At 60.6% G+C, this 24138-nt stretch carries 19 protein-coding genes; 13 read left to right on the top strand and 6 right to left on the bottom strand.

The window, feature by feature from the left end:
- Window positions 1–173: 173 nt before the first annotated feature.
- Window positions 174–1064: a carboxylating nicotinate-nucleotide diphosphorylase gene (gene nadC / locus ACMGF9_RS19960; RefSeq protein ID WP_004932717.1), complete on the bottom strand. Its 891-nt coding sequence runs from the start codon at window positions 1062–1064 to the stop codon at window positions 174–176.
- Window positions 1065–1148: 84 nt separating this feature from the next.
- On the opposite strand from nadC, the gene ampD reads away from it, so the two are divergent.
- Complete coding sequence (gene ampD / locus ACMGF9_RS19955) at window positions 1149–1745, top strand: 1,6-anhydro-N-acetylmuramyl-L-alanine amidase AmpD (protein WP_118892441.1); 597 nt, start codon at window positions 1149–1151, stop codon at window positions 1743–1745.
- Entirely contained in the window at window positions 1745–2599 is an 855-nt protein-coding gene (ampE, locus tag ACMGF9_RS19950) for a beta-lactamase regulator AmpE (RefSeq protein ID WP_004932714.1), read from the top strand. The genes ampD and ampE overlap by 1 nt, the downstream gene beginning before the upstream one ends.
- A 60-nt stretch (window positions 2600–2659) precedes the next feature.
- Here the strand turns inward: ampE and hemL are convergent, their stop codons facing one another.
- Window positions 2660–3949, bottom strand: a complete 1290-nt coding sequence (gene hemL, locus ACMGF9_RS19945; protein WP_118892440.1) for a glutamate-1-semialdehyde 2,1-aminomutase — start codon at window positions 3947–3949, stop codon at window positions 2660–2662.
- 174 nt (window positions 3950–4123) lie between these two features.
- Here hemL and clcA point away from each other — a divergent pair, with 174 nt between their 5' ends.
- Both clcA and erpA read left to right on the top strand, forming a co-directional pair.
- Window positions 4124–5563, top strand: coding sequence for a H(+)/Cl(-) exchange transporter ClcA (gene clcA / locus ACMGF9_RS19940; RefSeq protein WP_033631797.1), 1440 nt, complete (start codon window positions 4124–4126; stop codon window positions 5561–5563).
- Between the two features lie 89 nt (window positions 5564–5652).
- Window positions 5653–5997 carry an iron-sulfur cluster insertion protein ErpA gene (gene erpA / locus ACMGF9_RS19935; RefSeq protein ID WP_004932708.1) on the top strand — a complete coding sequence of 115 codons (345 nt, stop codon included), beginning with the start codon at window positions 5653–5655 and terminating at the stop codon, window positions 5995–5997.
- A gap of 134 nt (window positions 5998–6131) precedes the next feature.
- Here erpA and ACMGF9_RS19930 read toward each other — a convergent pair whose 3' ends face one another.
- From ACMGF9_RS19930 to mtnN, 3 genes are read right to left on the bottom strand one after another with little or no spacing between them, the layout of a single operon-like run.
- Window positions 6132–6746, bottom strand: coding sequence for a TRIC cation channel family protein (locus ACMGF9_RS19930; protein ID WP_033641866.1), 615 nt, complete (start codon window positions 6744–6746; stop codon window positions 6132–6134).
- Entirely contained in the window at window positions 6746–7531 is a 786-nt protein-coding gene (gene btuF / locus ACMGF9_RS19925) for a vitamin B12 ABC transporter substrate-binding protein BtuF (protein ID WP_015376664.1), read from the bottom strand. Before btuF ends, ACMGF9_RS19930 begins: the two co-directional genes overlap by 1 nt.
- A gap of 22 nt (window positions 7532–7553) precedes the next feature.
- Window positions 7554–8255 carry a 5'-methylthioadenosine/S-adenosylhomocysteine nucleosidase gene (mtnN, locus tag ACMGF9_RS19920; RefSeq protein ID WP_414160378.1) on the bottom strand — a complete coding sequence of 234 codons (702 nt, stop codon included), beginning with the start codon at window positions 8253–8255 and terminating at the stop codon, window positions 7554–7556.
- A 129-nt stretch (window positions 8256–8384) separates the two neighbouring features.
- Here mtnN and dgt point away from each other — a divergent pair, with 129 nt between their 5' ends.
- Window positions 8385–9902 carry a dGTPase gene (gene dgt, locus ACMGF9_RS19915; RefSeq protein WP_099982107.1) on the top strand — a complete coding sequence of 506 codons (1518 nt, stop codon included), beginning with the start codon at window positions 8385–8387 and terminating at the stop codon, window positions 9900–9902.
- 181 nt (window positions 9903–10083) lie between these two features.
- Window positions 10084–11523: a serine endoprotease DegP gene (gene degP / locus ACMGF9_RS19910; protein ID WP_166444847.1), complete on the top strand. Its 1440-nt coding sequence runs from the start codon at window positions 10084–10086 to the stop codon at window positions 11521–11523.
- A 68-nt stretch (window positions 11524–11591) separates the two neighbouring features.
- Here the strand turns inward: degP and barA are convergent, their stop codons facing one another.
- Complete coding sequence (barA, locus tag ACMGF9_RS19905; RefSeq protein ID WP_015376668.1) at window positions 11592–14318, bottom strand: two-component sensor histidine kinase BarA; 2727 nt, start codon at window positions 14316–14318, stop codon at window positions 11592–11594.
- 66 nt (window positions 14319–14384) lie between these two features.
- On the opposite strand from barA, the gene rlmD reads away from it, so the two are divergent.
- From rlmD to ACMGF9_RS19870, 7 genes are all read left to right on the top strand, one after another.
- Window positions 14385–15734: a 23S rRNA (uracil(1939)-C(5))-methyltransferase RlmD gene (gene rlmD / locus ACMGF9_RS19900; protein ID WP_044029673.1), complete on the top strand. Its 1350-nt coding sequence runs from the start codon at window positions 14385–14387 to the stop codon at window positions 15732–15734.
- A 9-nt stretch (window positions 15735–15743) separates the two neighbouring features.
- Window positions 15744–17975 carry a GTP diphosphokinase gene (relA, locus tag ACMGF9_RS19895; protein ID WP_004932686.1) on the top strand — a complete coding sequence of 744 codons (2232 nt, stop codon included), beginning with the start codon at window positions 15744–15746 and terminating at the stop codon, window positions 17973–17975.
- A 102-nt stretch (window positions 17976–18077) separates the two neighbouring features.
- Window positions 18078–18872, top strand: coding sequence for a nucleoside triphosphate pyrophosphohydrolase (gene mazG, locus ACMGF9_RS19890; protein WP_033631803.1), 795 nt, complete (start codon window positions 18078–18080; stop codon window positions 18870–18872).
- A 351-nt stretch (window positions 18873–19223) separates the two neighbouring features.
- Window positions 19224–20861: a glutamine hydrolyzing CTP synthase gene (pyrG, locus tag ACMGF9_RS19885; RefSeq protein ID WP_004932674.1), complete on the top strand. Its 1638-nt coding sequence runs from the start codon at window positions 19224–19226 to the stop codon at window positions 20859–20861.
- Window positions 20862–20942: 81 nt separating this feature from the next.
- On the top strand, window positions 20943–22238 hold the full coding sequence (eno, locus tag ACMGF9_RS19880; RefSeq protein WP_004932670.1) for a phosphopyruvate hydratase: 1296 nt from the start codon (window positions 20943–20945) through the stop codon (window positions 22236–22238).
- 298 nt (window positions 22239–22536) lie between these two features.
- A complete protein-coding gene (locus ACMGF9_RS19875; protein WP_075684532.1) occupies window positions 22537–23727 on the top strand; it encodes an NAD(P)/FAD-dependent oxidoreductase in 1191 nt (396 codons plus the stop codon).
- Entirely contained in the window at window positions 23724–24128 is a 405-nt protein-coding gene (locus tag ACMGF9_RS19870; RefSeq protein WP_015376673.1) for a hypothetical protein, read from the top strand. The genes ACMGF9_RS19875 and ACMGF9_RS19870 overlap by 4 nt, the downstream gene beginning before the upstream one ends.
- Window positions 24129–24138 lie beyond the last annotated feature (10 nt).

Below are 24138 nucleotides of genomic sequence, written 5' to 3'. Positions count from 1 at the left end.
AAGGGTGTGGAAAACAACGGTAGCGGTTTGCGCGGGGGAACGGCGAGGGGCGGTTACGCGTTTCTCGGCGCGCTTCCATCAGTAATGATGTGGTTTGCAGCGGTGAAAAAAACGGTGAGAGGGGGTTCGCAATTTTACGGTAACGCCCCCGGCAGCGGCCGGGGGCGAGGGGATCATTTGAAGCGCATCGACAGATCGAGCGCGGTCACATGCTTGGTCAGCGCGCCGACCGAAATGTAATCCACGCCGGTTTCGGCGAAGGTGCGCAGCGTCTCGCGGGTGACGTTGCCGGACACTTCCAGCTGGGCGCGGCCCTGGGTTTGGGCGACCGCCTGACGCATCATCTCTACGCTGAAGTTGTCCAGCATGATGATATCGGCGCCGGCATCCAGCGCCTGCTGCAGTTCATCGAGCGACTCGACTTCCACTTCCACCGGCACGTCGGCGTGCAGCCAGAAGGCTTTTTCCACCGCGTTCTTGATCGAGCCGGAGGCGATAATGTGGTTTTCCTTGATCAGGAAGGCATCGGACAGCCCCAGCCGGTGGTTGCTGCCGCCCCCGCACAGCACGGCGTATTTCAGCGCGGTGCGCAGGCCGGGTAAGGTCTTGCGGGTATCGAGCAGGCGAGTCCGGGTGCCTTCCAGCAGGGCCACATAGCGGCTGACCTCGGTCGCCACGCCGGAAAGCGTCTGCACGAAGTTCAGCGCGGTGCGCTCGCCGGTCAGCATCACCCGCGCCGGGCCGCGCAGCCGGCAGAGCGGTTGGTTCGGCGTCAGACGGTCGCCGTCCGCCACCAGCCACTCCACCTGCACCTGATTGCCCAACTGAATAAAGACTTCGTTCAGCCAGCGGCGGCCACAGAACACGCCGGCTTCGCGGGTGATGACGGTGGCTTCGGCCTGTTTGTCTGCCGGTAACAATTGCGCGGTAATATCGCGCCCGGCGTCGACTTCACCCCCCAGGTCTTCGCGCAGCGCCTGGGCGACGGCATAGGGAATATCACTTTCAATTCGTTCAAGAAGCTCGGTGCGGCGACTGTCGGCACTGTAGCGGCGTGTCGGCATGGAAAACTCCGAAATGGACGGTTAGATCGTAGGGGAACATGCTACTCTGTTGCAGGAATAAGTACCACCGCAGAGAGGTGTCTGATGCAGTTGGAAAATGGCTGGATTGTCGGGGCGACGCGAGTGCTCTCGCCGCACTGCGATCGGCGCCCGGATGACGAGCCGCCCTCGCTGCTGGTCATCCACAACATCAGCTTGCCGCCCGGCGAGTTCGGCGGCCCCTATATCGACCAACTGTTCACCGGCACGCTCGACCCTGCGCAGCACCCTTATTTCGCCGATATCCATCAGCTGCGGGTGTCGGCGCATTGCCTGATTCGCCGCGACGGGGCGATCGTGCAGTATGTGCCCTTTGACCAGCGCGCCTGGCACGCGGGCGTTTCCCTGTATCAGGGGCGCGATCGGTGCAACGATTTCTCCATCGGCATCGAGCTGGAAGGGACTGACCAGTTACCCTACACCGAAGCGCAATATCGCACGCTGCAGGCGGTCACCGTGCTGCTGGCCGAACATTATCCGCCGCTGGCGGCCAATATCGCCGGGCATTGCGATATCGCCCCCGGCCGCAAGACCGATCCCGGGCCGGCGTTCGATTGGGATCGCTATCTGGCATCTCTGGAACAACGCGGCGCGCCCGCCGACGCTATGCTTGAGACAAGAAAAAGGGAGAGGAATCGCTAATGACGCTGTTTACGCTGTTGCTGGTTTTGGCCTGGGAGCGCCTGTTCAAGCTGGGAGAACACTGGCAGCTGGATCATCGCCTCGAAGTGGTATTTCAGCGGCTGCATCGGGTTTCGCTGGCACAGACGCTGGCGATGACCGCCGCCTGGATGGTGATCGTCTGGGGCGTTCTGTGGTTGTCGCACGGGCTGTTCTTCGGCGTGGTGACGCTGCTGCTGTGGATCGTCATCGATCTGCTGTGCGTCGGCGCCGGCATCAAGCGCAAACACTACCGCGCCTACCTGAAAGCGGCGCGGCAGGGGGATATCCACGCCAGCGATCAGATGGCGGAAGAGCTGGCGTTGATCCACGGCTTGCCGGTGGACTGCAGCGAAGAGCTGCGCCTGCGCGAGCTGCAAAACGCGCTGCTGTGGATTAACTTCCGTTATTACCTGGCGCCGCTGTTCTGGTTTGTGGTCTTTGGGCCGTACGGGCCGATCGCGCTGGCGGGGTATGCCTTTCTGCGCGCCTATCAAACCTGGCTGGCGCGCCACAATACGCCGCTGGAGCGTTCGCAATCGGGCATCGATCACCTGCTGAACTGGCTGGACTGGATCCCGGTGCGTTTGGCTGGAGTGGCCTACGCGCTGTTTGGCCACGGTGAACGCGCGTTGCCGGCCTGGTTCGCCTCGCTCGGGGATCGGCATTCGTCGTCGTATCAGGTGCTGACGCGGTTGGCCCAGTTCTCGCTGGCGCGCGATCCGCATATGGATCCGGTGCAAACGCCGCGGGCGGCGGTGACGCTGGCGCGCAAGGTGACGATGATCATCGTGGTGGTGGTGGCGCTGTTGACCATTTACGGCACGCTGCTTTAAGCCGCAGAGAAAAAAAACGGGCGCCGAGGCGCCCGTTTTTTTTTGGCCATTCGGCCGGGATTACAGCTTGGCGAAGCAGCGACGCGCGGCGTCGATGGTGCGCTGGATGTCTTCCTTGCTGTGCGCCACGGACATGAAGCCCGCTTCGAAGGCGGACGGTGCCAGATACACCCCTTCTTCCAGCATCAGGTGGAAGAAGCGCTTGAAGCGTTCCACGTCGCACTGCATCACGTCCTGGTAGCAGGTGACCGCCGGCGCGTCGGTGAAGAACAGGCCGAACATGCCGCCGACGTTGTTGACCGCCAGCGGAATATTCTCCTCCTGCGCCGCATGCAGTAGGCCTGCGGCCAGCATCTCGGTCAGTTCGGTCAGCGTCTGGTGCACGCCGACCTGTGAGACTTCGGTCAAACAAGCGTAGCCCGCCGCCATGGCGATCGGGTTGCCGGACAGGGTACCGGCCTGGTAGACCGGGCCGGTCGGCGCCAGCGCGTCCATTACTTCGCGACGGCCGCCGAAGGCGCCCACCGGCATGCCGCCGCCGATGATTTTGCCGAGGCAGGTCAGATCCGGCTCAACGCCGTAATAGGATTGCGCGCCGGCCAGCGCGACGCGGAAGCCGGTCATCACTTCGTCGATGATCAAGAGCGCGCCGTACTTGTCGCATAGGGCGCGCAGGCCCGGCAGGAATTCCGGCAGCGGCGGCACGCAGTTCATGTTGCCGGCGACCGGCTCGACGATGATACAGGCGATTTCGGACGGGTACTGTTCGAAGGCGGCGCGCACCGAATCCAGATCGTTATAGGTGCAGGTCAGAGTGTGCTTGGCGAAGTCGGCCGGCACGCCCGGTGAGTTCGGCTGGCCGAGGGTCAGCGCGCCGGAGCCGGCTTTCACCAGCAGGCAGTCGGCGTGGCCGTGATAGCAGCCTTCGAACTTGATGATTTTATCGCGGTTGGTGTAGCCGCGCGCCAGGCGGATGGCGCTCATGGTGGCTTCGGTGCCCGAGTTCACCATGCGCACCATATCCATCGTCGGCACCAGCTCAGTGACCAGCTGCGCCATTTTGACTTCCATCTCGGTCGGCGCGCCGAAGCTCAGGCCGCGCTGCGCCGCTTCGATTACCGCGTCGCGGATCGCCGGGTGGTTATGCCCCAGCACCATCGGCCCCCAGGAACCGACATAGTCGATATAGGCCTTGCCGTCGGCATCGAACAGGTAAGCCCCGTCTGCCCGCTCGATAAACAGCGGCACACCGCCCACGCCGGTGAATGCACGCACCGGAGAGTTTACCCCGCCGGGGATCAACTGTTGCGCCTGGGCGTACAGACTTTCGGACTTGCTGTGTAGGCTCATAAATCGGCTCCTGGATTCTCTTTTGAATGATTTGACCGCGCTATTCTAGAGGAGAGCGCCGCGTTATGAAACGATCACAGTCAGATACCATTAACGGCAGCGTCCGCCGCCAGGTTGGGGTAGAATTATCGCTCTGCCTATTTGTATTACAAATTACCTGACGAATCACTCGCGATGACAGAATCACAATCACAGCCCGTCGGGACGTTGAGCCCGCGTCTTAGCCGCAGCGATGCGGTGCGTCAGTTTATTCGCCGCGATAAAACCCCGGTGGCGATCCTGGTGATGGCCGCGCTGGTGGGGGCGCTGGCCGGTTTGCTCGGCGTGGCCTTCGATAAAGCGGTGGAGTGGGTGCAGCAGCAGCGGCTGGCATCGCTGGCGCAGGTCGCCGACTCCTGGCTTCTGGTGTGGCCCCTGGCGTTTATCCTGTCCGCCGCGCTGGCGGCGCTGGGTTATTACCTGGTGCGGCGCTTTGCGCCTGAGGCGGGCGGCTCGGGCATTCCGGAAATCGAAGGCGCGCTGGAAGAGCTGCGGCCGGTACGCTGGTGGCGCGTGATCCCGGTGAAATTCATCGGCGGCATGGGCACGCTGGGGGCGGGCATGGTGCTGGGGCGTGAAGGGCCCACGGTGCAGATGGGCGGCAACGTCGGGCGCATGGTATTGGACGTGCTGCGCATTCGCGGCGCCGAGGCGCGTCATACATTGCTGGCGACCGGGGCCGCCGCCGGGTTGTCCGCCGCGTTCAACGCGCCGCTGGCCGGCATCCTGTTCATCATCGAAGAGATGCGGCCGCAGTTCCGCTACAACCTGATCTCGATTAAAGCGGTGTTTATCGGCGTGATCATGTCGAGCGTGGTGTTCCAGCTGTTTAACGGCCAGGGGGCGGTGATCGCGGTCGACAAACTTTCTTCGGCGCCCATCAATACCCTGTGGCTCTATCTGGTGTTGGGGGCAATCTTCGGCGCGGTGGGCGTGGGGTTCAACGCGCTGATTTTCCGCACCCAGGACATGTTCGCGCGCCTGCACGGCGGCAGAATGCGCAATGTCTTGCTGATGGGCGGGCTGCTCGGCGGCGTGTGCGGCATTCTGGGGCTGATCCAGCCGGAGGCAGCGGGCGGCGGCTTTGGGCTGATCCCGATCGCCGCGGCGGGCAACTACAGCGTCGGCATGTTGATGTTTATCTTTATCACCCGCATCTTCACCACGCTGCTGTGTTTCGGTTCCGGCGCGCCGGGCGGCATCTTCGCGCCGATGCTGGCGTTGGGCACGCTGTTCGGCACCGCCTTCGGGCTGGCGGGGGCGCATCTGTTCCCGCAGTACGGCATTGAGGCGGGCACCTTCGCCATCGCCGGCATGGGGGCGCTGTTCGCCGCCACGGTGCGCGCCCCGCTGACCGGCATCGTGCTGGTGCTGGAAATGACCGACAACTACCAACTTATTTTACCGATGATCATCACCTGCCTCGGCGCCACGGTGGTGGCGCAGCTGCTCGGCGGCAAGCCGCTGTATTCGTCGATCCTGGCCCGCACGCTGCAAAAGCAGGAGGCGCAGCTGGCGCGGGAGGCGGCGCAGAAAACAAGTAAGGAAAATACAACAAATGCGGTGAATACTTGAACGCAACACTCAGGTATCGGATAATCGTTAATATTAATCAGGCAGCCATAGTCGCGATCTGATGCTGAACAATGTTGGGAGTAAAGAGTATGAGTGATCAAACGGCACTGCCCCTGCAATTTACCGAGGCAGCAGCAAACAAGGTGAAGTTCCTGATTGCTGACGAAGAAAACCCGAACCTGAAGTTGCGGGTTTATATTACCGGCGGCGGCTGCAGCGGATTCCAGTACGGCTTCACTTTTGACGACAAGGTCAACGATGGCGACATGACCATCGAGAAGCAGGGCGTGGCGCTGGTGGTCGATCCGATGAGCCTGCAGTACCTGGTCGGCGGTTCGGTGGACTACACCGAAGGGCTGGAAGGATCGCGCTTTGTGGTGACCAACCCGAATGCCAAAACCACCTGCGGTTGCGGTTCGTCGTTCAGCATCTGAGTTTGCCTGCCAGAATATCAACCCGCTCGCCTTACGGCCGGCGGGTTTTTTTATGCCTACCCTTCCACGAGGATCACTGCCGTGCCGTTCTCCTGCGCCGGCCGGCCGGCCGGCCGTGAGTGATGTGCGGCGGCTCAGCGTTCGAGAATAAAGGCGGGCAGCTTGAGGTGCCAGCGGATGGCCGCCAGCCGAATGGCCAGCGTGATGACCATACCCAGCATCATGGCCTGTTGTAGCGGCATGTTGAAGGTGTAAAACGCCGTGGCGTGCGCGATGCCGCCGATGATGCAGGCGGTGGCGTAAATTTCGGTGCGCAGGATCATCGGGATCTCGCGCGCCAGCACGTCGCGGATAATGCCGCCGCCGACGCCGGTGATCACCCCCATGCAGATCGCCACCAGCGGGCCGGTGCCGGCCGCGAAGGCCTTGTTGACGCCGATGCCGACGAACACCGCCAGCCCGACGGCGTCCAGCACCGGCAGCACCCACTTCGGCAGGCGGCGCGGCTGGCGCACCAGCAGCAGCGTCAAGACGCAGGTGATCATCGCCACCACCAGATCGGTGGGATCCTTGACCCAGAATACCGGGCCGTTGGCCAGCGCCATGTCGCGGATGGTGCCGCCGCCGACCGCGGTGACCACGCCCAATACCAGCACGCCGAACGGATCCATGCGCAACTTGCCGGCCAGCAGCACGCCGGAGACGGCGAACACCGCCGTGCCGAGAATATCCAGCCAGAACACCAGCATCAGCGGATCTCCGCCAGCTGGCGGCACAGCTGCTGCGCCGCCAACAGTAGGCGCGGCCCGCCGCGATTGAACCAGTCTTCATTCAGCGCGATCACCGGCACCTGCAGCTGCGGCGCCCAGAAGGCTTTCACATTGGCGGCCTCTTTCGCGCCGCCGGTGATGACGATGGCCTGCGGCTGACGCGCCAGTACCTGCTCGCGGCTGATCTGCGGCCAAGGGGTGCGGCTGTCGGCGAAGACGTTCTGCCCGCCGCACAGCGCCAGCACCTGGCTTTGCAGCGTGGCGCCGGAGCTGGTGAACAGCGGCTGGGTGCCGAACTGCAGCAACACGCGGCGTGGCACGTTAGTGGCGTACTGTTGCCTGAGAGCGGCGAACTGGCGGCGAAGGCCTTCTGCGGCCTGATGCGCCTGGTCCGGGTGCGGGCTGTAGCGCGCCAGCTTGTCCAGCAAGCCGGCGATCCCTTCGAGATTGTCGGCGTCCGCATAGAAGATCGGGATGCCGAACGCGGCGAGCTGATCCAACGCGCGTTGCGGATTGCCGCCGCGCCAGGCGAGGATCAGATCCGGCTTGAGCGCCAGCACCCGCTCCAGATTGATGCCCTGCCAGGAGGCCACCTGCTCCAGCCTGGCGGCCTGCGGCGGGTAATCGGAATAGGCGCTCGCCGCCACCAGCACATCGCCCATGCCGGCGGCATAGGCGAGTTCGGTGGCGTTGGGCGCCAGGCTGATCACCCGCTGCGCGGCGCCGGCCGGCAGAGCCAGCCAGAGCGCCAACAGGCAGAACATCGAGGTGAAGCACAGTCTCACATCAACCGCGCTTGACCAGGGTTTGCAGCATGGCGTTGACCATCAGCGTGGACTGCTTGGCCGCTACCACCAGGAACTCGTCAAAGCTCATGTGCGATTCGCTGTCGGCGACGTCGGAAATGGCGCGCACCACCACGAACGGCGTGCCGAACAGATGGCAGACGTGGGCGATCGCCGCTGCTTCCATTTCCACGGCGGCGACGCTCGGGAAGGTGGCGCGGATGTGCGCCAGCGGTTCGGCGCCGTTGATGAAGGCGTCACCGCTGCAGATCAGGCCGCGCACCGCGTGCAGATCCAGCTGTTTGATGCAGCTTTCCGCCAGCGCGATCAGCGCGTCGTCGGCGACGAACGCCGCCGGGCAGCCGGCCATCTGGCCCGGCTCGTAGCCGAAGGCGGTGACGTCGGCGTCGTGGTAGCGCACTTCTTCCGACACCACGATATCGCCCACGCGCAGCGTGCTGGCCAGGCCGCCGGCGGAGCCGGTATTGATCACCACGTCCGGGCTGCAGTGCTCCAGCAACAGGGTGGTGCCCATGGCCGCAGAGACTTTGCCGATGCCGGATTTCAGCAGGGCCACGTCAACGCCGCCGATCTGGCCGGTGTAGATTTCGCAGCCCGCGCGCTGGATGGTTTGACGGTTTTCGATTTGATCGCGCAGCAGGGTGACTTCCTGCTCCATTGCGCCGATGATGCCTACTTTCATAAATAACACTCGCTGATTGGCCGTGAGAATTGCGGCATAGTCTATCATGGCTGTGTAAGAGAGATAATGCGTTGCATCCGCCGCCGGGAATTGTTATCACGGGGGCAGGGCGCAACGGCGGAGAAACAGATGTCCGGGATCGACTTCAAGCAAAAAATCAGCTTCCAACGGCCTTTCAGCAAACCGATCGAGGCCGAGGAAGAGTACGACATCGTGCGGCAGTTCGAGAGCGATCGCGGGCGCATCGTCAACTCGGCGGCCATTCGCCGTCTGCAGCAAAAAACTCAGGTATTTCCGCTGGAGCGCAACGCGGCGGTGCGCAGCCGCCTGACGCACTCGATGGAGGTGCAGCAGGTCGGGCGCCATATCGCCAAAGAGATCCTCAACCGCTTCAAACAGGCGGGGAAGATCGACGAACTCGGCCTGACCCGGTTGCTCGATCCGTTTGAAAGCATCGTGGAAATGGCCTGCCTGATGCACGACATCGGCAATCCGCCGTTCGGTCACTTCGGCGAATCGGCGATCAATGACTGGTTTTCCCAGCGGCTCGATCCCGCCAGCTGCGGCAGCGAGCCGGGCAGCCACGATCGCTGCCAGGTGGCGACGCTGCGCCTGCATGAAGGGGAGAGCGATCTGAACCGGCTGCGCAGCCGGATCCGTCAGGATCTCAGCCACTTCGAGGGCAACGCCCAGGCGATCCGCATGGTGTACAGCCTGCTCAAGCTCAACCTGACCTACGCGCAGGTCGGCTGCATTCTGAAATACACCCGCCCGGCCTACTGGGCGAGCGACATCCCCGCCAGCCACAGTTATCTGATGAAAAAGCCCGGCTACTATCTGGCGGAAGAGGCCTTCGTCGATCGGCTGCGGCGTGAGCTGCATATGGGCGAGTTCGATCGTTTCCCGCTGACCTACATTATGGAGGCCGCCGACGATATCTCGTACTGTGTGGCCGATCTGGAAGACGCGGTGGAGAAGAGCATTTTCACCGTCGAGCAACTGTATCAGCACCTGATTCAGGAGTGGGGCGAGGTGGCGCCGGGCGATCTGTTCGACAAGACCGTCGCCAGCGCGTTTCGCAAGATCGATCGCGGTGGCGCGCGGCGCAGCGCGGAAGATCAGTTCTTCATGTATCTGCGGGTGTTTACCGTGGCGCGGCTGGTGCCGCACGCGGCGCAGCGCTTTATCGACAATCTGGACGCGGTTTATCAGGGCAGCTTCAATCAGGCGCTGCTGGAGGATTCCAGCCCGGCCTACCGGCTGCTGAAAATATTTAAAAATGTGGCGTTCAAGCATGTGTTCAACCACCCGGAGGTCGAACAGCTCGAGCTGCAAGGCTACCGGGTGATCAGCGGCCTGCTGGACATTTACAGCCCGCTGTTGGCGATGTCGCTGGCGGACTTCAGCCTGCTGGTGCGTGAGGACAGCCACCGCGCTTACCCGATCGAAACGCGCCTGTTCCACAAGCTGTCCACCAAGCATCGGCTGGCGTATGCGGAGGCGGTAGAAGGGCTGCAGCATTTATCGCCGGAGCAGCAAGCCATTCGGGAATATTATTTCCGCGCGCGTTTATTGCAGGACTATATCAGCGGAATGACCGACCTTTATGCCTATGATGAATATCGTCGATTAATGGCGGCGGAATAATTAAGCTGAGGAATAATTATCAGCAATTCCAACCGGTTGGCTGTCTTGATTTTTGTAAAGACGGACAATATTTGTTTACTATTGCCAATCATCTGTGCCGGAACTTCAGGCTATTAATTAACTCTGAATAAGCACGCAAGACGGCCATTCTTTTTTGAACGACTTTATAAGAGACACACAGATGAAAAAAACCGCATTAGTTCTGAGCGCACTGGCATTCAGCATCGGTATGGCGATGGGCCCGGTAACGGCCAGCGCCGCTGAAACCGCGTCTTCCAGCACCCAGCAGTTGCCGAGCCTGGCGCCGATGCTGGAAAAGGTAATGCCTTCCGTGGTGAGCATTAACGTTGAGGGCAGCACCACGGTCAATACGCCGCGCATGCCGCAGCAGTTCCAACAGTTCTTCGGTGAAGATTCGCCGTTCTGCCAGGACGGTTCGCCGTTCCAGGGCTCGCCGATGTGTCAGGGCGGTGAACAGCCTGGGCCGGATGGCCAGCCGCAGGGCTCGCAGCAGAAATTCCAGGCGCTGGGCGCCGGGGTGGTCATCGATGCCGCCAAGGGCTATGTGGTGACCAATAACCACGTGGTGGATAACGCCAACAAGATCCAGGTGCAGCTGAGCGACGGCCGCCGTTTCGACGCCAAGGTGATCGGCAAGGATCCGCGTTCCGACATCGCCCTGATCCAGCTGAAAGACTTCAAGAATCTGACGGCGATCAAGATGGCGGATTCCGATCAGTTGCGCGTCGGCGATTACACCGTAGCGATCGGCAACCCCTACGGGCTGGGCGAAACCGCCACCTCGGGCATCGTTTCCGCCCTGGGGCGCAGCGGCCTGAATATCGAAAACTACGAAAACTTTATCCAGACCGATGCGGCGATCAACCGCGGCAACTCCGGCGGCGCGCTGGTTAACCTGAACGGCGAGCTGATCGGCATCAACACCGCGATCCTGGCGCCGGACGGCGGCAACATCGGCATCGGCTTCGCCATTCCGAGCAACATGGTGAAAAACCTGACGGCGCAAATGGTCGAGTATGGCCAAGTGAAACGCGGCGAGCTCGGCATCATGGGCACCGAGCTTAACTCTGAGCTGGCCAAGGCGATGAAGGTCGACGCGCAGCGCGGCGCTTTCGTCAGCCAGGTGGTGCCGAAGTCTTCCGCCGCGAAGGCGGGCATCAAAGCCGGTGACGTGATCGTCACCATGAACGGCAAGGCCATCTCCAGCTTCGCCTCGTTCCGGGCGGAGATCGGCACGCTGCCGGTCGGCAGCAAGATGTCGCTGGGCATTATCCGCGACGGCAAACCGGTGACCATTGACGTCACGCTGGAGCAAAGCGCGCAGACCCAGGTGGCCTCGGGCAATATCTACACCGGCATTGAAGGCGCCGAGCTGAGCAATGCCCAGGTCGGCAACCAGAAAGGCGTCAAGGTCGACAGCGTGAAAGCCGGCAGCGCCGCCGCGCGCATCGGCCTGAAAAAGGGCGACGTAATCCTGGGCGTGAACCAACAGCCGATCCAGAACCTGGGCGAGTTGCGTAAAATCCTCGACAGCAAGCCGTCGGTGCTGGCGTTGAATATTCAGCGCGGCGATAGCCAGCTGTACCTGCTGGCGCAGTGATAAACGTCAGGCGCTAAAAGCAACAAAGGCACGCTATGGCGTGCCTTTTTGCATTATGGCCTGAGGATTCAGGCCGGTTGCGCCAGATGCACGCGCGCCGCGTGGATCACCAGTTCAATCTCATCCAACAGCTCCAGCCACTCCGGCTCCAGTTCGTCGTTGGTGATGCCCTGGCGCAGCTGCCGCTCGAGGTAGAAACACAGCTGCTTGAGGCGCGGCACGCCGCTGTAGCTGCAGCTGCCGTGCAGCTTATGGACCAGGTCGAGGATCTCGTCGTCGTGTTGCCCTTCGAGCAGCGCCTGCACTCGTTCGCGCACCTGCGGCAGGAAATCGAGCAGCATTTGCAGCAGATCGCGCGCCAGATCCGGCTTATTGGCCGCCTGACGCAGCGCCAGCGGCCAGTCGAGCGACAGCGGCGCGTCGTCGGCGACGGCGTTTTCCATTTCGCCACTGTGATAGCGCGACAGCACGCGGGTCAGCATTTTCTCGTCGATCGGCTTGGCCAGGTAGTCGTCCATCCCGGCCTGCAGCAGGTGCTCGCGCTCGCCGCTGGCTGCATGGGCGGTGACGGCGACGATCGGCGTGGAGTTGTGGTGCGGCAACTGGCGGATCAGTTCGCTGGCGTGAATGCCGTCCATCTTCGGCATTTGAATGTCCATCAGGATCAGATCCAGCACGTTGTTGCGCGCCAGCGCCAGCGCTTCCTCACCGCTCTCGCACAGCAGCGTTTTTTCCACCTGTTCGCCCAGCAGCGTGCCGATCAGCTTCAGGTTGGCCGGGTTGTCGTCGACCGCCATCACCGTCAGCGGCAGACGTTTACGCTCAGGCGGGGCGGCGAGCCGATCGGGCGTCTCCATTCTCAGCAGAGGGAACAGACGCGTGCTGGTGATCGGCTTGATCAGGCAGCCGAGCGCGCCTTGTTGTTTAAGCAGCTCGGCATCGATCTGCGCCTGGCACGGCAGCGCCAGAATGACCCTATCGGCCAGCTTCAGCGAGGCCAGCAATTTGTCCTGATGCTGCGCCATGTTGTCGCGGAACGGGATCGGCACGCCGGCCAGCAGGAAGTCATAGTGGCTTGGCGGCAGCTGGCCCAGCGTCGGCGAGTGGGTGATCACCAGCTGCGTGACGCTGAGCATGTTGAGCGTCGCCTGCGCCGCCGTCGGGTTGGACTCGATATAGGCCAGCGTTTTGCCGTTCAGATCCGGCAGGCTCGGCGCCAGCGACAGCATGCCCTCGTTCAGATCCAGCGTGATATGGAACCAGAAGGTCGAGCCGCGGTTCAACTGGCTGTGGAAGCAGATATCGCCCCCCATCTCTTTCACCAGCTTTTGTGTGATCACCAGCCCCAGCCCGGTGCCGCCGTGGCGGCGGGAGATGCTGGCGTCCGCCTGGCGGAATGCCTGGAACAGCTGCGACTGCTGGCGTTCGGAGATGCCGATGCCGGTATCGTGGATCTGCACTTCCACTTCCACCCGGCGATCCAGCTGTTTGCGCAGCTCGACGCGAATGTCGATATTGCCGGTTTCGGTGAATTTGATGGCGTTGCCCAGCAGGTTGGTGATGATTTGCTGCAGGCGCAGCGAGTCGCCGATCACCTGCTCCGGCACGTCGTTGTGCACATCCAGCGTCAGCTCCAGGCCCTTGTCGTGGGCGCTGGGCGCCAGCAGCACCACCACTTCGTCCAGCGTTTCACGCAGGGCGAACGGAATATGCTCCAGCACCAGCTTGCCGGCCTCCAGCTTGGAAAAGTCCAGCACGTCATTGATGATGGTCAGCAGGTTGTTGGCCGAGCGCTCGATGGTCTGCAAATAGTCGGTCTGGGTTGCGCTCAGATCGGTTTTCAGCATCTGGCGGGTGAAGCCGATCACGCCGTTGAGCGGAGTACGCAGCTCATGCGACATGTTGGCCAGAAATTCGGACTTGATGCGCGCCGCCTCCTGCGCACGTTTTTTCGCCAGATCCAGTTCGACGTTCTGGATCTCCATCTGCTCCAGCGTTTCGCGCAGGTCTGACGTGGCCTGATCGATGTTCTGCTGCATCTCTTCGTGATAGGCGGTGAGCGACATCGCCATCGAGTTGATGCCGTTTTTCAGCATGTGCAGCTCGCCGAGCATGTAGCCTTCCACGCGGCTGTCGAGCTGGCCGCGGCGGATGCGGTCGACGGTGTTCACCATATTGCGGATCGGGCCGGTCACGTCGCGCATCAGCCGGTAAGCGAACAGGATGGCGATACACATGCACAGCAGCAACAGCAGGGTAGAGACAAAGACCTCTTTATATTGCTGCAGCCGCACCGACTGCAGATCCAGCTCGATCGCCACATAGCCCAGGTTGTTGTCGGGATGGCTGCCGCCGTCGGCGGTTTCATCCGGATACTGGCTTTCCGACAGGATCGGCGTGCGCAGGATCAGCGAATCGCCGCGTCGGGTGAGCATCAGATCGGTGGGCAACGGCACGCCTTTCGGCAGCTGCAGCTGAGCGAAGTTGTGATGATAATTGGAGGTGACGAACAAATTGTTCTGCGCATCGAACACGGTGATCGAACGCACGATGTCCGAATGGCGGCGGTGCAACAGGCTGACCAACTGCCTGACCGATTCGCGGCTGCGGAACGTCATGCCGTACTCGCTGGCCACCGCCAGCGGCTCGATGATGCTGGCGCCGGCGTCGACCAGTTGTTCCTGCAGCTCGTTATAGCGGTGCACCACGAAGAAGGTGCTGAGCAGCAAACCAATCAGCAAGGTCGGTGCCAGAATCAGGATCATCATGCGCGCACGCAGGCTGTATTTGGTCATGGGATTCCAATGTGGGAGAATTGACAGCTGACACTAGCTTAATGAACCAGCACACAATCGACAAATATGGCGCAATTCTACTCTCCCAAACGCCGCGTGACGACCCGGCAGAGCTCACAAATCTTCACCGTGACGGTGAGCGATCTCGATCCTTTCGGCCAGGGCGTGGCGCGCCACGACGGCAAAGCGGTGTTCGTGCCGGGCGTCTTGCCGGGCGAGCAGGCGGAAATCCAGCTGACCGAAGACAAGCGTCAGTTCGCCAAAGGCAAGCTCAAACGCCTGCTGAGCCGCAGCCCGCAGCGGGTAGAACCGCGCTGCCCGCATTTCGGCGTGTGCGGCGGCTGCCAGCAGCAACATGCGGATGAGGCGCTGCAACAGCAGAGCAAGGCGGCGGCGCTGGTGCGCATGATCGCCCGCGAAACCGGAGTAACCCCGCAACAGGAACCGGTGATCGCCGGCCCGGAATACGGCTATCGCCGCCGCGCCCGCCTGAGCCTGGCATGGCAGCCGAAGCTGCAGCGCCTGATGATGGGCTTTCGGCAGGCGGCCTCCAGCGAGCTGGTGGCGGTGGAGCACTGCCCGGTGCTGCGGCCGGAGCTGGAGCAGCTGCTGGCGCCGGTGCGCGCCTGCCTGAGCGGGCTGCAGGCGGTGCGGCGGCTGGGGCATGTGGAGCTGGTGCTGGCGGATAACGGCCCGCTGCTGGTGCTGCGTCATCTCGACGCGCTGAAAGAGGCGGATCGGCAGGCGCTGTTGGCGTTTGGCGAGCGGGAAAAGGTCGCCGTTTATCTGGCGCCGGACAGCGAACGGGTGGAAAAACTGTGCGGTGAAACGCCGTATTATCAGGTTGACGGGCTACGCTTAGACTTCAGTCCGCGCGACTTTATTCAGGTCAATGACGTCGTAAACCAACAAATGGTGGCGCAGGCCCTTGAATGGCTCGACATTCAACCCAATGATCGGGTGCTGGACCTGTTCTGCGGCATGGGTAATTTCACCCTGCCGCTGGCGCGCCGCGCCGCCGCGGTGGTGGGCATCGAAGGTGTTGCCACGCTGGTAGCGAATGGGCAATATAATGCACATAAGAATAAGCTGAATAATGCGTCGTTCTTCCATGAGAATCTGGAGGACAACGTTGCGCGGCAACCTTGGGCAGCACAAGGGTTTGATAAGGTGATGCTGGATCCCGCCCGCGCTGGTGCGGCCGGGGTGATGTCACACATTGTAAAACTGGCGCCGGCGCGGGTGGTGTATGTTTCCTGTAACCCCACCACGCTGGCTCGCGACAGCAACGTGCTGTTGAACGCCGGTTATCGTCTTGCGCGCGTGCGGATGTTGGATATGTTTCCGCACACGGGGCATCTTGAATCAATGGCGCTGTTTATCAACGAGCGTGCGCCAGAGGTCGCTGCAAAGTAGGGAGAAGTTATGGTTGCGGTAAGAAGTGCACATCTGAATACGGCGGGTGAGTTCGCTCTTGATGAGTGGATCGCCGGCTTGGGGCTACCTAACCCGCAGTCATGTGAGCGATTGGCCGCAACCTGGCGTTATTGTGAGCAGCAGACCCAAAACCATCCTGACGCCTCGCTGCTGCTGTGGCGCGGCCTGGAGATGGTGGAAATTCTCTCGACGCTGAGCATGGACAATGACAGCATGCGCGCCGCGCTGCTGTTCCCGCTGGTGGACGCCGGCATCGTGCAGGAAGAGACCCTGACCGAAGCGTTCGGCAAGGGCATCGTCGCGCTGGTGCACGGCGTGCGTGACATGGACGCCATTCGCCAACTGAAAGCCACCCAAAACGACTCGATGGCCTCCGAACAGGTCGACAACGTGCGCCGCATGCTGTTGGCGATGGTGGAGGATTTCCGCTGCGTGGTCATCAAGCTGGCGGAGCGCATCGCCCACCTGCGTGAGGTGAAAGACGCGCCGGAAGACGAACGCGTGCTGGCGGCGAAAGAGTGTTCCAACATCTACGCCCCGCTGGCCAACCGGCTCGGCATCGGCCAACTGAAGTGGGAGCTGGAGGATTTCTGCTTCCGCTACCTGCATCCGGAAGAATATAAGCGCATCGCCAAGCTATTGCATGAGCGCCGCATCGATCGCGAACAGTTCATCGACGATTTCGTCGCCGGGCTGCGCGCCGAGATGGCCAACGAAGGCATTCGGGTGGAGATCTACGGCCGGCCGAAACACATCTACAGCATCTGGCGCAAGATGCAGAAAAAACACCTGGCGTTCGACGAACTGTTCGACGTGCGTGCGGTGCGCATCGTGGCGGAGCGCCTGCAGGATTGCTACGCGGCGTTGGGCATCGTGCATACCCACTTCCGCCATTTGCCGGATGAGTTCGACGACTACGTCGCTAACCCGAAACCGAACGGCTACCAGTCGATCCACACCGTGGTGCTGGGGCCGCGCGGCAAAACCGTAGAGATTCAGATCCGCACGCGCCAAATGCACGAAGACGCCGAACTGGGCGTGGCCGCGCACTGGAAGTACAAAGAGGGCGCAGGCGTGACCGTGCGCTCCGGCTACGAAGAACGCATCGCCTGGCTGCGCAAGCTGATCGCCTGGCAGGAAGAAATGGCGGACTCCGGCGAGATGCTCGACGAAGTGCGCAGCCAGGTGTTCGACGATCGGGTCTATGTATTTACCCCGAAAGGCGACGTGGTGGATCTGCCGGCCGGCTCCACGCCGCTCGATTTCGCCTACCACATTCACAGCGACGTCGGTCACCGCTGTATCGGCGCCAAGATCGGCGGCCGCATCGTGCCGTTTACCTATCAGCTGAAGATGGGCGATCAGATTGAGATCATCACCCAGAAACAGCCGAACCCGAGCCGCGACTGGCTGAACCCAAACCTGGGGTATGTCACCACCAGCCGCGGGCGCTCGAAGATCCACAACTGGTTCCGCAAGCAGGATCGCGACAAGAACATTCTCGCCGGCCGCCAGATGCTGGACAACGAACTGGAACACCTCGGCATCAGCCTGAAAGAGGCCGAAAAGCTGCTGATCCCGCGCTACAACATGAACTCGCTGGACGAGGTATTGGCGGCGATCGGCGGCGGGGACATTCGCCTGAATCAGATGGTGAATTACCTGCAGGGCAAGTTCAACAAGCCGAGCGCCGAAGAACAGGATCGCGAGGCGCTGCGCCAGCTGGTGCAGCAGAAAGCGCCGCCGCCGGCCCGCAACAAGGACAACGGCCGAGTGGTGGTGGAGGGCGTGGGCAACCTGATGCACCACATTGCCCGCTGCTGCCAGCCGATCCCGGGCGACGACATCGTCGGTTTTATCACCCAGGGGCGCGGTATCTCGATCCACCGTGCGGACTGCGATCAGCTGGTCGATTTGCAATCGCACGCGCCGGAGCGCATCGTCGATGCGGTATGGGGTGAAAGCTACTCCAGCGGTTATTCGCTGGTGGTGCGCGTGATGGCCAACGATCGCAGCGGGTTGCTGCGCGACATTACCACCATTTTGGCCAACGAAAAGGTCAACGTGCTGGGGGTTGCCAGCCGCAGCGACACCAAGAAACAGTTGGCCACCATCGACATGGATATCGAAATCTACAACCAGCAGGTGCTGAGCCGGGTGCTGGCGAAGCTGAACCAGCTGCCGGACGTGATAGACGCCAAGCGTCTGCACGGCAATTAAGCTCACATCGCCTTTCGGGCCGTATGCGCTATCGATACGGCCCGAGGTCCATGCATTCGGTGGGCGCTCCCATGCGCCCCCATTCTTTCTCAGAGATTTTTTATGACCCAATCCACTCCGCTGCAGCGCCTGCTGAACATCATGAAAACGCTGCGCGATCCGCAGGTCGGTTGCTCGTGGGACCGCAAGCAAACTTTCGCCACCATCGCGCCCTACACGCTGGAAGAGACTTACGAAGTGCTGGACGCCATCGAGCGGCAGGACTACGCCGATCTGCGCGACGAACTGGGCGATTTGCTGTTCCAGGTGGTGTTCTACGCCCAGATGGGGCAGGAACAGGGGCTGTTCGATTTCGATGAGGTGTGCACCGCCATCAGCGATAAGCTGGAGCGCCGTCACCCGCATATCTTCGGCGACGCCGAGGGCGGAGACAGCGAAGCCGTGGCCGCGCGCTGGGAGCAGCTCAAGGCCGGCGAGCGCGCCGAAAAAGCGCTGCACTCGGTGCTGGACGACATTCCGCAGGCGTTGCCGGCGCTGATGAAGGCGCACAAAATCCAAAAACGCTGCGCCTCGGTCGGCTTCGACTGGAACACCCTGGGGCCGGTGCTGGACAAAGTGTACGAAGAGATCGATGAAGTGATGCACGAAGCCCGCCAGGCGGTGGTCGATGAGAGCAAGCTGGAAGAGGAGATCGGCGATCTGCTGTTCGCCACGGTGAACCTGTCGCGCCATCTGGGGCACAAGGCGGAGAACGCGCTGCAGGCGGCGAACCGCAAGTTCGAGCGCCGCTTCCGCCAGGTGGAAGCGATCGTCCAGCAACGCGGGCTGCGGCTTGAAGACGCCACGCTGGAGCAGATGGAGGACGCCTGGCAGCAGGTGAAACGCCAGGAAAGTTGAATCGCTGCGACGACAATGTTGATCGCCGACAAGGTTCACGAAAGCTGAAACGGTTAAGCTTGCAGTCAGGTCACAGGCGCATGGCTGCCGTCGGCAGCAAAAGGCCAACAAACTGAAATCTAAGGCGTTTTATCGCTCCTGAGGGGCGGTAAAAAGAAATTTTCTCCGCTAACTCTTTGTATTTCCTGGAGGGTTTGCGGAGCGCCGGCGGAGTAAACCCTGATGAACACGGGAGGGCGGCCGAGATGATGGACAGCAAAACGATCGTTTGTAGGTCAGGAGAGGTTCGGGTATACTACTTTCCCGTCCTGGTTCTTCCATCGTCTTTAAACCTAAACTCTCAGGTTCAGCATGACAACTAATTATATTTTTGTGACCGGCGGGGTCGTATCCTCTCTGGGTAAAGGCATTGCCGCAGCCTCTCTGGCGGCTATTCTTGAAGCCCGTGGCCTCAACGTTACCATCATGAAACTGGACCCGTACATCAACGTGGATCCGGGCACCATGAGCCCGATTCAGCATGGGGAAGTTTTCGTCACCGAAGACGGCGCAGAAACCGATCTGGATTTGGGTCACTACGAGCGATTCATTCGCACCAAAATGTCGCGTCGCAACAACTTCACCACCGGCCGCATCTACTCCGACGTGCTGCGTAAAGAACGCCGCGGCGACTATCTGGGCGCGACCGTGCAGGTCATTCCGCACATCACCAACGCGATCAAAGAACGCATCATCGAAGGCGGCGAAGGCCACGATGTGGTGCTGGTGGAAATCGGCGGCACCGTCGGCGATATCGAATCGCTGCCGTTCCTCGAAGCCATCCGTCAGATGGCGGTGGAAGTGGGCCGCGAGCACACGCTGTACATGCACCTGACGCTGGTGCCGTACATGGCGGCGGCGGGCGAAGTGAAAACCAAGCCGACCCAGCATTCCGTAAAAGAGCTGCTTTCCATCGGTATCCAGCCTGATGTGCTGATTTGCCGTTCCGATCGCGCGGTTCCTGCTAACGAACGCGCTAAAATCGCGCTTTTCTGCAACGTGCCGGAAAAAGCGGTTATCTCTCTGAAAGACGTTGATTCTATTTATAAAATCCCAGGCCTATTGAAATCTCAGGGGCTGGACGATTATATTTGTAAACGATTCAGCCTGAACGCGCCGGAAGCCAACCTGGCCGAATGGGAACAGGTGATCTACGAAGAAGCCAATCCGGGCGGCGAAGTGACCATCGGTATGGTCGGCAAATACGTTGAGCTGCCGGACGCTTACAAGTCGGTGATCGAAGCGCTGAAGCACGGCGGGCTGAAAAACCGTCTGACCGTGAACATCAAGCTGATCGACTCGCAGGACGTGGAAACCCGCGGCGTGGAAGTGCTGAAAGGGCTGGATGCGATCCTGATCCCGGGCGGCTTCGGTTACCGCGGCGTGGAAGGCAAAGTGATGACCGCACGCTATGCGCGCGAGAACAACATTCCTTATCTGGGCATTTGCCTGGGCATGCAGGTGGCGTTGATGGAGTTCGCTCGCAACGTGGCGGGGATGGAGAACGCCAACTCCACCGAGTTTATGCCAGACTGTAAGTACCCGGTGGTGGCGTTGATCACCGAATGGCGCGACGAAGACGGCAACGTCGAAGTGCGCAGCGAAGAAAGCGATTTGGGCGGCACGATGCGCGTAGGTGGCCAACAGTGCAACCTGAGCGACAACAGCCTGGTGCGCCAGCTGTACGGCGAACCGACCATTGTCGAGCGTCATCGTCACCGTTACGAAGTTAACAACATGCTGTTGAAGCAGATCGAAGCCGCAGGGCTGCGTGTCGCCGGTCGTTCCGCCGACAACAAGCTGGTTGAGATCATTGAACTGCCGAATCACCCGTGGTTTGTAGCCTGTCAGTTCCACCCGGAATTTACGTCTACGCCGCGTGATGGGCATCCGCTGTTCGCCGGCTTCGTGAAAGCCGCTGGCGAGCATCAGAAGCGCCAGGTGAAATAACATATTTGGTAGGCGGCGCGCGGTGAGAACCGCGCGCTGTTTGTCTGGAGTTTTAGTTTAACTTGTACTGAGGAAAACCTAATGTCCAAAATCGTTAAAGTCATCGGTCGTGAAATCATCGACTCCCGCGGTAACCCGACTGTTGAAGCCGAAGTTCATCTGGAAGGCGGTTTCGTCGGCCTGGCTGCTGCGCCGTCAGGTGCTTCTACCGGTTCCCGCGAAGCGCTGGAACTGCGTGACGGTGACAAGTCTCGTTTCCTGGGTAAAGGCGTACTGAAAGCCGTTGCTGCAGTAAACGGTCCGATTGCTCAGGCAGTACTGGGTAAAGATGCCAAAGACCAGGCGAACATCGACAAGATCATGATCGAGCTGGACGGCACCGAAAACAAATCCAACTTCGGCGCCAACGCCATTCTGGCGGTTTCCCTGGCAGCAGCGAAAGCGGCCGCAGCCTCTAAAGGCATGCCGCTGTACGAGCACATCGCTGAACTGAACGGCACCCCAGGCAAATTCTCCATGCCACTGCCGATGATGAACATCATCAACGGCGGCGAGCACGCTGACAACAACGTCGACATTCAGGAATTCATGATTCAGCCGGTTGGCGCGAAGACCCTGAAAGAAGCGGTGCGCATCGGTTCTGAAGTGTTCCACCACCTGGCGAAAGTTCTGAAAGCCAAAGGCATGAACACCGCCGTGGGCGACGAAGGCGGCTATGCGCCAAACCTGGGTTCCAACGCCGAAGCGCTGGCGGTTATCGCTGAAGCGGTAAAAGCGGCGGGCTACGAGCTGGGCAAAGACGTCACTCTGGCGATGGACTGCGCGGCTTCCGAATTCTACAAAGACGGTAAATACGTGCTGGCCGGCGAAGGTAACAAAGCCTTCACTTCCGAAGAGTTCACTCACTTCCTGGAAGAGCTGACCAAACAGTACCCAATTGTGTCTATCGAAGACGGCCTGGATGAATCCGACTGGGCGGGCTTCGCTTACCAGACCAAAGTACTGGGCGACAAAATCCAGCTGGTTGGCGACGATCTGTTCGTGACCAACACCAAGATCCTGAAAGAAGGCATCGAGAAAGGCATCGCTAACTCCATCCTGATCAAGTTCAACCAGATCGGTTCTCTGACCGAAACCCTGGCAGCTATCAAGATGGCGAAAGACGCCGGTTACACTGCGGTGATCTCTCACCGTTCCGGTGAAACCGAAGACGCGACCATCGCTGACCTGGCGGTAGGGACTGCGGCTGGTCAGATCAAAACCGGTTCCATGAGCCGTTCTGACCGCGTTGCCAAGTACAACCAACTGATCCGTATCGAAGAAGCGCTGGGTGACCGTGCGCCGTTCAACGGCCTGAAAGAAGTTAAAGGCCAGTAAGTTCGACCGATTCGGTTGCTAAATAAAAACCCGCCGCGGCGGGTTTTTTTATGTTTTAAATTCGTGATGATTGTCATTTTAATAATAAGTTTTTTATTGAAAGCGTGGTTTTGTTTAACCCGATAATTTCATTAAAGATAGTAAACGCGCTTATTTTATATTCCAATTTTGTTTGCTTTATAACTATTCGTTACTAGACTGCCAATAAGGCAGTTTATTTCTCGCCGTTCTGCCGTAGACCTTGAACATCACCATACCTTAATACTGCCGGCTTGCTGGCCGGTTGAGCGAGGGCTTGATGCGACAGCGAATCATCATTGTCGGCGGCGGAACCGGCGGCACCATATTGGCCAATTTATTGGCCGCAAAATTGCACCGGGAAATTATTAATAATAAAGTTGAGTTATTAATGATATCGGATTCACCGCTGCATTATTACAAACCGGCGTTTATGTATGTGGCATTCAATACTTTTTTCAAGCAGGAGCTCACGCGTTCACAGCGGAGTTTATTGCGGCCTGAAATACAGTTTATTATTGATAAAGCGGAATCTTTCGATTTAAAACAGCGAAGTATAGCGACGCAAAGCGGTAAGCTTTACTCCTATGACTTTCTGGTTTTCGCCACCGGCTGCGTACCTTGGCCAGAGCGCATCGAAGGGTTGGCGCAGGCGGGCGATCATTTCTACCAGTATCAGGCCGCGCGGCAGTTGGCGCATAAGCTGGCGACGATCGAGAAAGGCCGCATTTTCATCACCGTGTCCTTCCCTGAAACGCCCAACGTGCCCCATCAGTGCGGCATCGCGCCGATCGAAACCACCCTGATGCTGGACGACTACCTGCGGCGGCGCGGCGTGCGCAAGGCGGTGGAGATCGTTTATACCTACCCAACCATTTCTCAACTGCTGCGTAACTGCCTGTTTTTACAGCGCCCGACCGGCGAAGCGCTGCCCGCCATTTTTGCCGCACGTGACATTCTCCACCAGCGTGGGTTTACCCTCAGCCGGGTAGACGCCCAACGTAACATCGCCTATTCCGCTGAGGGGGAAGAGCAGCCGTTCGACATTCTGATGGCAACGCCGCCGATTCGCGCAGTCGAGGCGGTGCGCAATACCGGGTTGAGCGAGAGTCAAAACGGTGAAGGCTGGCTGCCGACCGATCATCAAACGCTGCAGGTCTACGGCCAACAGGGCGTGTATGTCATAGGCGATACCGTGGATTTGCCGGTCAGCAAGGCCGGCGGCTCTTGCCATAATCAGGCGCCGGTCATTGCCGACAACATCGTGGCGGAAATGCGGCTGGGCCAAACCGTGAGCCATTATGACGGCAAGGTGCAGGCGGTCGCGCAAATGGGGCTGAATGCCGGCATGCCGCTGGTGTACGACTACCGTCACGACGTGCTGCCGACGCCCGCCACCAAGGTGGGCGGCATGCTGCGCAATGGGTTTAACCGCGGCCTTTACTGGGCCACGGTAAGGGGGCTGATATGACGGAAAGCACGGTGCATGCGGCTGACCTGCAATCATTGGCGGCGTTGCTCGAGAAACTGCAGCCGCTGCTGGCGGGTGGCCGGTTGGATAACGTGGTCGATCTGTTGTCGCTGTTGTCGGACGTGGTGGATATTGCCGACAACGCGCTGGTGGAGAAATTAGCCGGCGTCTTTGAAGGTTTGGTGACCCTCGGCTGGGAAGGCGGAACGGCGCTGCAGATGGCGCACAGCGAGCTGCAGTTGAATCCACCACCGGCCAGTTTTCGCGCGCTGTACGCCTTGCTGAAGCAGCCGGATACCCTGCTGGGGTTAACGTTGCTGCTGCGTACTTTACAAATCATCGGCCGGCGCACGCGAGACAGCGCGTTGCCGTCAGCCCTGCCAGATGAATCGTCGAATTAAGCTTCACTCA

The sequence above is a fragment of the Serratia sp. BNK-23 genome (assembly GCF_047456145.1).
Taxonomy (GTDB): Bacteria; Pseudomonadota; Gammaproteobacteria; order Enterobacterales; family Enterobacteriaceae; genus Serratia; species Serratia nematodiphila.
This window is presented reverse-complemented; position numbering and strand designations above follow the sequence as displayed.

What these genes read in the sequence shown, in the direction of transcription:
- nadC (WP_004932717.1), bottom strand. Translation starts at nt 1,064, where the DNA reads ATGCCGACACGCCGCTACAGTGCCGACAGTCGCCGCACCGAGCTTCTT.
- ampD (WP_118892441.1), top strand. Translation starts at nt 1,149, where the DNA reads ATGCAGTTGGAAAATGGCTGGATTGTCGGGGCGACGCGAGTGCTCTCG.
- ampE (WP_004932714.1), top strand. Translation starts at nt 1,745, where the DNA reads ATGACGCTGTTTACGCTGTTGCTGGTTTTGGCCTGGGAGCGCCTGTTC.
- hemL (WP_118892440.1), bottom strand. Translation starts at nt 3,949, where the DNA reads ATGAGCCTACACAGCAAGTCCGAAAGTCTGTACGCCCAGGCGCAACAG.
- clcA (WP_033631797.1), top strand. Translation starts at nt 4,124, where the DNA reads ATGACAGAATCACAATCACAGCCCGTCGGGACGTTGAGCCCGCGTCTT.
- erpA (WP_004932708.1), top strand. Translation starts at nt 5,653, where the DNA reads ATGAGTGATCAAACGGCACTGCCCCTGCAATTTACCGAGGCAGCAGCA.
- ACMGF9_RS19930 (WP_033641866.1), bottom strand. Translation starts at nt 6,746, where the DNA reads ATGCTGGTGTTCTGGCTGGATATTCTCGGCACGGCGGTGTTCGCCGTC.
- btuF (WP_015376664.1), bottom strand. Translation starts at nt 7,531, where the DNA reads ATGTTCTGCCTGTTGGCGCTCTGGCTGGCTCTGCCGGCCGGCGCCGCG.
- mtnN (WP_414160378.1), bottom strand. Translation starts at nt 8,255, where the DNA reads ATGAAAGTAGGCATCATCGGCGCAATGGAGCAGGAAGTCACCCTGCTG.
- dgt (WP_099982107.1), top strand. Translation starts at nt 8,385, where the DNA reads ATGTCCGGGATCGACTTCAAGCAAAAAATCAGCTTCCAACGGCCTTTC.
- degP (WP_166444847.1), top strand. Translation starts at nt 10,084, where the DNA reads ATGAAAAAAACCGCATTAGTTCTGAGCGCACTGGCATTCAGCATCGGT.
- barA (WP_015376668.1), bottom strand. Translation starts at nt 14,318, where the DNA reads ATGACCAAATACAGCCTGCGTGCGCGCATGATGATCCTGATTCTGGCA.
- rlmD (WP_044029673.1), top strand. Translation starts at nt 14,385, where the DNA reads ATGGCGCAATTCTACTCTCCCAAACGCCGCGTGACGACCCGGCAGAGC.
- relA (WP_004932686.1), top strand. Translation starts at nt 15,744, where the DNA reads ATGGTTGCGGTAAGAAGTGCACATCTGAATACGGCGGGTGAGTTCGCT.
- mazG (WP_033631803.1), top strand. Translation starts at nt 18,078, where the DNA reads ATGACCCAATCCACTCCGCTGCAGCGCCTGCTGAACATCATGAAAACG.
- pyrG (WP_004932674.1), top strand. Translation starts at nt 19,224, where the DNA reads ATGACAACTAATTATATTTTTGTGACCGGCGGGGTCGTATCCTCTCTG.
- eno (WP_004932670.1), top strand. Translation starts at nt 20,943, where the DNA reads ATGTCCAAAATCGTTAAAGTCATCGGTCGTGAAATCATCGACTCCCGC.
- ACMGF9_RS19875 (WP_075684532.1), top strand. Translation starts at nt 22,537, where the DNA reads ATGCGACAGCGAATCATCATTGTCGGCGGCGGAACCGGCGGCACCATA.
- ACMGF9_RS19870 (WP_015376673.1), top strand. Translation starts at nt 23,724, where the DNA reads ATGACGGAAAGCACGGTGCATGCGGCTGACCTGCAATCATTGGCGGCG.